Below are 7,346 nucleotides of genomic sequence, written 5' to 3' on the forward strand. Positions count from 1 at the left end.
CCAGAGCAAATACAGAGCGCTCTCCGAGAGGCTACCCAGGTTTTCCCGGACATCGCCACTCTTCGGCAACTATGGGCACGGGCCAGCCCTCATGCCCTAACAACATGGTTCAGGCAACACGCGAAACGGCATTTCCCGAGACTCACCAGCGCCAAACTCGCTAACGCACAGTCCCAAAGTGTTTTCGAAGAGACATGCGATCATTCATTGGCTCGCTTACTTTCGGCCCACCCTCGAGCTACGTTACCAGCAGCTTGTGGATACGCCAACTGGAGCATCGCTCAGGTTCAAAACGGATTTGGGCTTCCATTACAAAACCCCGCATTAGGCGATGAGAGGACCAATCTTCTCGGGAGCCTCCTTGCGCCACTCGAGTCCATTTTGGTCGAGGGCATTCGGGAAGCCACCCAAACCCTGCTGGAAAGCTCGCAAGGCGACCCCATCACTTTCCACAACCATCTGGTCCAATACACTGTCACGGCCCTGAATGCCGCAACCGGTTGCCGTAACCTGTCAGAGCCTTTCGAGTCGATCGCCCACTTCTGTGATCACCCCCCGGCCGTCTTTATCAATGATAAATCCGACGACGGCCTTCACTGCGGACGAATGGTTCCACTTGCAGATGGCGCAAAAGGGCTATTGGAGGACTATCTCGAGCACCTTCGTCGGTTCAAGGCGAGCCTTTCAGGTCAACACAAAGACCTTGCGCATCGCATCCAACAGGTTCTGGAAGGAAACTCCGACACCCTGCCCCTGTTCTTCCTGCTCGATAGCAATGGTACGTGGCATCCATTAACCGATTTAGCCGTCCCAGGATCGGAACTCTTCTCGTGGCCTCTTCCGAAGAACCTGTTCCGGCACAGGTTTGCCCAGCAGCTAGCTCGAATGAACGTTCACCCCGAAGTCATAGACGGCTGGATGGGCCATGGGGAGCGGGGAACAACCTCCTACAGTGATCACTCGGCGAGGTGTTGGCGAGAGGACCGTGAACGGTATAAGGAAGCCCTGGACGACTGCTTTGAACGGCTAGGCTTTATAGTGCGACTGCCCAAGACCAACTTCGACATCACTGCCTTCGAAGCCAAACAACCCGCTGATACTTACCGGGAGCCTGAATGCTTTGGTCAGGCACGGCGACACTCGGAACGGCTCAAAGCCCGTGATCTGGCGCGTTCTGCAGCCCGGAAGGAGCTGGACTTGGCACTAGATGCCAGCCCAGTCAGCGATGAGAGCGAACTCAATCAAAGCTACATTGATCGTCTGGCAAAAAGAATGATCTCCCGCGAAAACGGGATGCCCCACCCTCAGGCGGCTGTTCGGATGGAAGTGTTGGTCCAATGGCTGGAGGAACACCGCCCCCATACAAGACAATTCATACGACACAGAACATTAAGGGTAGGCACCGAACGCTCACTGGTCAGAGACACTTGCCCCAGAGCGCTTCAAACCATGCCGAACCTTGCACAATGGGCGCGGGACACGAAGCAGGCCATCCGGCAAGCTCGACTTTCGAAGTCCGATAGTCTGGCGCTGGCCACTGCATTCGTTGCGATTGAAAAGCGCATATCCTATCTCAGACTACTGGAAGATCTGGTTCAAGGGCAAAACTTCCGGGTAATACAACACAAGCAACGCGTGTACCTGGAGTACTCCGAATTCCTGGAGCCCAATGATTACAATCAACCGGTTCAACGGCATCAGATCGACCACACCACCGGACGACTGTTAGCGAAAGGGCTCGGAATCAAAGACAGCAAGGATCTCGACACAGCGCCCTGTCCGAAGTCGTTACAATCACTGGCCACAATACTGGCGGAAACCAGACACCTTGATGATGTAAAAAGAAACGAGCGGTCGGTAGGCGCGCTGTTAAAAGAGCTGAGCCGGTTAATTGAACAGGCTAACCTGATTGACCTTCCAGGTATGGTGGCAGGCGCTCTCAGTAATAGAAACCCTCCTACCAGCCTGTGCTTGTACGATTATTTTCGCCTGACAGAAGGTCAGCGATATCAACCACCGGAGTCCACTCCAGAGCAGGACCTTCCAGAAACTGAAAATTTACCCCCGATTCCAGCATCAGCCTCTGGTACTTATCCCGAACCTTTTTACGACTCGGCGAAAGCTTTTCTTGGAGGACTGCAGGACATTCTGAATCAATACACAAAAGCCAAGTCACGAGAGATTGCCAAACAGGTCGAACAGCACTGCCGGGCCCATACTCACTCTGTCAGCAGTGCCGTTTTACTACTTGGCTACTGGGTCGCACACCGAATCCGAAAAGGTAAAGGCCGAGCTAACTATGCCCACAAAGCCTACGCGACTGGGTCTATCAAACGGTACTTAAGTGAACTGTCTGGCCCATTTCGTGGTTTCGCCTACAAGGCGGATTTGCTGTTGATGGCCGAGGAGGACGTCACTGAGCTTTGCGCCAAAATGCTGTCTCACTGCGCTCACAAACTGAAAGACCTGGCGTATTTTTCGGCACGCCTTATTGAGTTCTTCGACTGGGCGAGTGAGCGCGGAGTATCCACTCCCGACTGGGACGAACTTGATCTCGGCAGTGCCCGACGCTCGGTTCGCCCCAGGCTCTTTTCAGAAAGCGAGTACCTCCAGGCCCTCCAACTGCTCCTGCATCCTGACACCGAGGAGATCGAACGGGGTATGCAAGCCGCCTTTGTACTTCTGTTAGGTTTCCGCTTCGGGCTCAGGGCCCAGGAGGCTATTGGCTTACTCCGCTCGGACTGGTGCGAAGCCGCTGGGTTGACCTGGGTACTGGTTCAAAGCAATTCCATACGTGGCCTGAAAAGCAGCGTCCACAGCCGGCGAGCTGTACCGCTGGTATTTCAACTGAGTGCTGTCGAGCGGTCACTGGTTACATCAATACTGACACGATATACGACCAGGCTGGGTAACGCCGACAATAAGCCGATCCTTGCCGACAAAGAGGGTAACCTCACGCCGTTTGCGGGATCCATTCCATCGGATATTGCACGGACGCTTAAATTGGTGACCGGAAACACCCGCATGAGCCTGCACCAGGCCCGCCACGGATTCTGTAATGTGCTGAACAGCGCCTTGTTTGAGATAGACACACCGCTTGCCCAAAAACTCACTGAATCGGTCGATAGGGAGAGCCTCCGAAAGGTACTGCTCGGCAACCACGGGCTGCCGTCAAGACGCGGCTCTATGGCGATCGCCCGGGCGCTCGGGCACCACTCGCCTCGAACGCAATTTCGCTCCTATAACCGCATGATGACAGAGTGGGCAGACAGGCTCACTCCGGTAACCACCCACTACGCCGGCACGATTTCAAAGGCCGTCCAGATTGATCGTTGGCCTGTAAAATCCGCCAGTGAAGTCGAGAGTGCGGCTCCCACCATTTTTGCACAGCGAACCAGACTCACGCCCCTTATTGTGATGGAAGCTCTGAGACTGATGGCGCTTGGGTACGCGGCTCACGGAATCGAACCGATGCTTCGCCTGCCACCGGGAGAACTCGCCGATGTAGAAATTCTGGTTGACCGGATAAATGCGGGGTTGCGGTTCAAGGTCTATGACCCGGAACAAATGAAGAAGGCATTCGTGTACGGCACCAAACTGCCGAAGTATTTACTGAAATCTCGCTCGACTGCCGTATGGCCCCGACTGCTGCAGATGTGCGACGAGCTGCACAACTGTGAGGAACTGGACACCGACCGACCGCTACCTTCTCTCGCCCAGGCCTCGAATCTCGTTGGTAGAAATGGCCACTTGCTGATGAACGAGGTCGAAGATGCTCACCTGATGCGGCTTCTGGTGGACGCATTCAAAATCCCCGAGAATTCGTACAAAGTCGTCATAAAGAGCAAACCGGATTATGCTCCCCGAGCTCAAAGAGTGGTTCTGGCAGGTGAATTTGTACCGGCAGCCGCCTCGCTGCAACTCGACACCTTCAACGAGGATTACGATAAAAACTACACCAGGGCGCGCTCTTACGCGGGATTAGTCCTCACCAGCCCTATGATTACCCAAATCCATGATCGCCTGGAGTTGGTACTACTCTTCATCGCAATTGCATCGGCCTACTGCCCGAAACCCGCACCACTGACGCCGTTACCCCCCCTATCCTAACTGAAGGTCGAAGCTCTCCGCAGGGTCCACCGCCACTTCTTCTAGTTCAAGAAGAGTCAATACCGTTTTTTGCTTTCTGGCTTCTTGTTGGCTCACCACTTGAAACTTAACCAAACTGCGATTCGCATAGGCTCTGGCGAAGACACGAAGGAAATCCAGATCGTGGCACAAAATCTCAGTTCTTCCCTCGATTTCCGAGGCGTCCTCATCGTTAGCGCCGGGTGTCACCCACAGCGTCACCGTACTTTTTTGCTCGTCGAACCCTAACGGCCTGCCTGCCGCCCACATGGTGCCAAGAGCTTTTTGCTCGACCGTTAAAGACGGCATGACACCCTGTACCGTTGCCCCACCGAGATCTTCAAAGCCAAACCTCACCATGACGCCCTGCTTGATCGAGCGGCTCGCAAATTTTGCCGCTATCCCTCGGCTAAGGGTTCCAAGAAACTCTTGCTCCTTTTCGGAAAGAATTGGCTCATCTTCCGGTTCGCCCAATATCCTCTGTGGGATCAAATCCCTAAATACCAATCGAGCGGCAGCCCTGAATACTTCCACCTCCGAAGCCGTAGCCCCAGGCCCTACGAGCCTCACAACGTAAGTTGCCGGGAATTCGACATTGTGCGTAGGTTCAATCCTGAGACGCCACTCTACGGAAGTCGCCGCCAATTTCCTCATATCTCGAAAATCGTTAAGAGCTGAAACCACGGCGTCCTTTAGCTGTTTTTGGGCAGGCAGGACAATTGAGGAATCTTCCTCAAACTCAAGCACCCCGCCGGAATTAACGACGTGTGGTGCACTTGCTGGATGTAAGACGACGATTGTACCGTCGAACGAAACGGAGTCTTCATGAATACCCATAAGATTTTGTTTCCCCGAGCTTTCCCATATGTGTTTTTTTCGCTATTGACACAAACGATATAGCCGCCATTGACCCGGAGTTATTGTCAAATCTGGTGTATGACCATCAGGCAGCGTTCCTGTCAGATTGGTCTTCCACCTCTATTCCATCCTGAAACTGTACGTTGTCCACGACCAGCTTCAGTTGGTCGAACCCCTTGATCCGCTTCCAGCGTTTCTGGGCGGACTGGAGCAGCTTGAACACCATTGATAGTGTCGTGTCACGGTTGCCGCAGGAGCGGCTCCGCTTGGTTCTCAGCCTTACTGTAGCGAAGGTGGATTCAATCGGATTGGTGGTCCGCAAGTGAATCCAGTGAATCGCCGGGAAATCATAGAAGGCCAACAATTCATCCCGATCCTTCTCCAGGTTTTCCATGGCCTTGGGGTACTTGTCCCGGAACCGCCGCAGGGTGCTGTCGAACGCCTTGTGGGCGCTGTCCCGTGTCTCGGCCAGATAGATCTCGTGCAGTGCCGACTTGACCTTCGGTTGCACCGACTTGGGCAGCTTATCCAGCACGTTGGCCGTCTTGTGTACCCAGCATCGTTGGTGCCGGGTGTCCGGAAACACCTTGCTCAGGGCCTTCCAGAAGCCCAGTGCGCCGTCGCCAACAGCCAGCTTGGGCGAAGGTTCCAGGCCTCTTTCCCGTAAGTCCGTAAGCAGCTCTCGCCAGCTGGCTTCGGACTCCCGGTGGCCGTCCTCGACAGCAACCAGCTCCTTGTGACCATGTTCAGTCACGCCGATGACCACCACCAGGCAGAGCCGGTCATCCAGGCGGACATTGCTGTACACGCCGTCAGCCCACCAGTAGACGTAACGCTTCTGGCTCAGGTCTCGCCGCCGCCAGTCCTTATGCTCATCAAGCCAATTCGCCTTGAGCCGGGATACCGTGTTAGCCGACAGGCCATTGGCCTGCTCGCCGACCAGCGCGCTCAGGGCCTCCTGGAAGTCACCTGATGAGACGCCGCGCAGGTAGAGCCAGGGGATCAGTTCATCCAGACTCTGGGCACGCTTCAGGTACGGCGGCAGCAACTGACTGTTAAAGCGAATCCCGGAGCTATTGCGGTCCCTGACCTTGGGTACCTGAACCTCAACATCCCCAACGCCTGTCTGGATCGTGCGCTTGGGCAGGTGTCCATTTCGCACCACAGCACGGCGGCCATCCGGCGTCTTGACGTCCGCGTACTGCTTCAACAGGCTCTCCAACTCTGTCTCGACGGCATGTGCGATCAGGTCCCGGGCACCCTGTCGGATCAGCTCGTGCAACGGGTCGTTGCTGACTACCTCTGGTTGTGAAAGAGCGTGCAGGTTAGACTTGGACATGGCGTATCATTCCTCTGTTGGTTGTGATCTTGGCGGAGATCAACCAACAGGATACGCCACCCCTTCAACCTGCTTCCATACACCAGAAATCACCATAACTCGAAACCCAAGCCTAACTCTTCAAAATCGCCGAAAGACTCGACTCAAAAAGATACCTATCGGAAGTGGGTCTGCATCACTTGCGGCCATATCTACGATGAAGCTCTCGGAGATGAAGCCGAAGGCTTCCCTGCCGGCACTCGTTTTGAAGATATTCCAGACGATTGGTGCTGTCCGGACTGTGGTGCCACAAAAGAGGACTATGTCCTCTATGAAGACTAGTAATCCGATTGAAAATAACAACAGTCTCGTTCGGCAAGAGGTGATTTTATAATGCAGATTGCTAGTCTGGCGGAGGTTGGGGTGACCAATGTGTCAACCAGCGATACGATTGATTCAACGTTCGCGGCCCTACAGCGGGCACAACTTGCGCGTCGCGGAAGCTTTACCTTGGAGGCTCGAATAGCGCAGCTCGACCAGCTGCGGGATTCAATTAAACGCCACGAATCAAACATCATTGCGGCTTGCGCGGCGGACTTTCGAAAACCCGCTCCAGAAGTCAAATTAACTGAACTCCTGCCGGTGCTTCAGGAAATTCGACACACTAAAAAACACTTGCGTAAATGGATGCGTCCGAAGCGAGTGGCTGCATCCGTTGGTGTTCTGGGCACGAAATCTTATGTTCGGCCAGAACCAAAGGGAGTGTGCCTGATTATTGCACCGTGGAATTATCCGCTCAATCTTGCGCTCGGGCCTCTCGTCTCAGCGTTGGCTGCAGGGAACGGAGCCATCATTAAACCCTCGGAAATGACACCACATACCTCAAAGGTGATTGCCAACATTGTCGCCGAAACCTTCCCTCCCGATCTGGTTTCCGTGATTGAGGGTGATGCCGCGGTAGCGCAGAAACTGTTGGCCTTACCCTTCGACCACATATTCTTCACGGGCAGTCCTGCGGTATGTAGTGGTCAAGTGTTTTAGG

General features: G+C 54.6%; 5 protein-coding genes. 3 read left to right on the plus strand and 2 right to left on the minus strand.

Going from position 1 to position 7,346, the window contains the following annotated elements:
- The first annotated feature begins 207 nt into the window (after positions 1 to 207).
- Entirely contained in the window at positions 208 to 4,110 is a 3,903-nt protein-coding gene (locus tag B2W52_RS17725) for a site-specific integrase (RefSeq protein WP_286803820.1), read from the plus strand.
- Here B2W52_RS17725 and B2W52_RS17730 read toward each other — a convergent pair.
- Complete coding sequence (locus B2W52_RS17730) at positions 4,102 to 4,965, minus strand: hypothetical protein (RefSeq protein ID WP_008177406.1); 864 nt, start codon at positions 4,963 to 4,965, stop codon at positions 4,102 to 4,104. The genes B2W52_RS17725 and B2W52_RS17730 overlap by 9 nt on opposite strands.
- Before the next feature lie 106 nt (positions 4,966 to 5,071).
- Positions 5,072 to 6,325, minus strand: a complete 1,254-nt coding sequence (locus tag B2W52_RS17735; protein ID WP_273071269.1) for an IS256 family transposase — start codon at positions 6,323 to 6,325, stop codon at positions 5,072 to 5,074.
- A 174-nt stretch (positions 6,326 to 6,499) separates the two neighbouring features.
- On the opposite strand from B2W52_RS17735, the gene B2W52_RS17740 reads away from it, so the two are divergent.
- Positions 6,500 to 6,646, plus strand: a complete 147-nt coding sequence (locus tag B2W52_RS17740) for a rubredoxin (protein WP_081467554.1) — start codon at positions 6,500 to 6,502, stop codon at positions 6,644 to 6,646.
- Positions 6,647 to 6,697: 51 nt separating this feature from the next.
- The gene (locus tag B2W52_RS17745) at positions 6,698 to 7,345 is read left to right on the plus strand and encodes an aldehyde dehydrogenase family protein (protein WP_286803821.1); all 648 of its coding nucleotides are present in this window, start codon (positions 6,698 to 6,700) and stop codon (positions 7,343 to 7,345) included.
- Position 7,346 lies beyond the last annotated feature (1 nt).

The organism is Marinobacter sp. UBA2498, from assembly GCF_002341575.1.
Taxonomy (GTDB): domain Bacteria; phylum Pseudomonadota; class Gammaproteobacteria; order Pseudomonadales; family Oleiphilaceae; genus Marinobacter; species Marinobacter manganoxydans.

Bases quoted from the DNA above. Each gene is read 5' to 3' on its own strand.
- B2W52_RS17735 (WP_273071269.1), bottom strand. From the start codon at position 6,325: ATGTCCAAGTCTAACCTGCACGCTCTTTCACAACCAGAGGTAGTCAGC.
- B2W52_RS17745 (WP_286803821.1), top strand. From the start codon at position 6,698: ATGCAGATTGCTAGTCTGGCGGAGGTTGGGGTGACCAATGTGTCAACC.
- B2W52_RS17730 (WP_008177406.1), bottom strand. From the start codon at position 4,965: ATGGGTATTCATGAAGACTCCGTTTCGTTCGACGGTACAATCGTCGTC.